Origin of the sequence: Mesorhizobium tamadayense (assembly GCF_003863365.1) — a bacterium.
GTDB lineage: Bacteria > Pseudomonadota > Alphaproteobacteria > Rhizobiales > Rhizobiaceae > Mesorhizobium > Mesorhizobium tamadayense.
This window is the reverse complement of the sequence record NZ_RQXT01000158.1, coordinates 1-1,456: the sequence shown is the minus strand read 5'-3', so window position 1 is coordinate 1,456 and position 1,456 is coordinate 1. Positions and strand designations below refer to the sequence as shown.

1 protein-coding gene is annotated in these 1,456 nt (G+C 67.2%); it reads right to left on the bottom strand.

Annotated elements, in window-relative coordinates; translation table 11 throughout:
* Nucleotides 1–133: 133 nt before the first annotated feature.
* Nucleotides 134–1,180, bottom strand: coding sequence for a DNA polymerase III subunit delta (holA, locus tag EH240_RS36950; RefSeq protein WP_125007240.1), 1,047 nt, complete (start codon nucleotides 1,178–1,180; stop codon nucleotides 134–136).
* Between the last annotated feature and the right edge of the window lie 276 nt (nucleotides 1,181–1,456).

Genomic DNA, 1,456 nt, shown 5'->3' with positions numbered 1-1,456 from the left:
CCCAAGTGGGGGAGACGGCAGGCCAGAAGGGGTCGGGCCGACTGGTCTCGGCCTGCAACAGATGGAGGCTGGCGCTCCACGCGCGGCGACCCCCTCTGTCGCCTTCGGCGACATCTCCCCCCTAAGGGGGAGATTAGCCTCGCTGTCCCAGCCTTGCGCTCTCGACCGCAATGCCGAGCAGCGCCTGCCTAGCCAACGCCTCCGACAAATCCGGCCGTTTGCGGGTCTGCAGCACCGCTGTCTGCAGCCGGTTGAGCGCGCGGCCGAGCGCCTCGACGTTCCAGCGCTCCAGCGTCTTTTCCACCAGCTTGCGGCGGGAGAAGAAAACCGGCGGGCGCGCCGCCGCGACGACCGAGGCCGCGTTGCGGCCGCCGGATTCCATCTGGCCGCGCATCACCTGGATCGCCTGCAATTGCCGCATGGCGGACGACAGCACCAGGAAGGGATGGCCTCCCGACTGGCAGTGGCGGGTGAAGGCGATGTCGAAGTCGCCGACCTTGCCGTCGAGCACGGCGTCGACCGCGGCGTCGAAAGAGGCGCCGGAAACATCGCCGGACATCGCGGTGACGTCGTCGAGGTCGATCTCCTTCTTGCCGTGGGCATAGAGCACCAGCTTCTCCATCTCGCCGCGCGAGGCCAGCCGGTCGCCCCCGAGATTGCGGCGCAGCGCCTGCCTGGCCTCGAGCGTCATCGACATGCCGGCCTTGCGCAGTTCGTCGTCGATCACCGAGTCCAGGTCCCGTGCCTCGTCGGCGTAGCAGGGCAAGGCAATGGCGTTGCCGGCGGCCTCGACAATGGCTCGCAGTCCTGTGCCCTTCTTCAGATCGCCGGCCTCGATCAGGATGATCGCATCCCGCGCCGGTTCGGCAGTAAGCGCCTTGATATCGTCGGCCAGCGCCATCTGGCCGCTGGCATTGCGTACCCAGAGCAGACGCCTGTCGGAAAACATCGGCACGGTGCGGGCTTCGTCGAGCAGCCGGCCCTGGTCGCGGTCGACCTCCGCGCCGTCCAGCTTGACCACCGAGAACGGATCGTCGAGCGGCAGGCCGGTCTTGCTCGCGAAGGTCTTGGCGCGCTCGGCGACCAGGCCGCGGTCGGGACCGTAAAGCAGGACTATGCCCATGGCCGGGTCCGGCCGCGCCAGCCACGAATCGACCTCGTATCCTTTCTTCTGTGCCATGCAGGGTGAGTTAGCATGGCGCGGAGGTGCGGTGAACCGGAGATCGGGTGGCGCCGCCGCTCATTCTTCCTTCTCCCCTTGTGGGAGAAGGTGTCGCCGAAGGCGACGGATGAGGGGTGTTCCAGGGAACGCCAGCGTCTCACTCCGCTGGAACACCCCTCATCCGTCTCGGCGCTGCGCGCCGATCCACCTTCTCCCACGAGATGCTATGAGGGCGTGGATGGCGGCGTGATGTTTCGCCAGGATTGGTTTTCCACCCACGCAACAAGGGAGAAG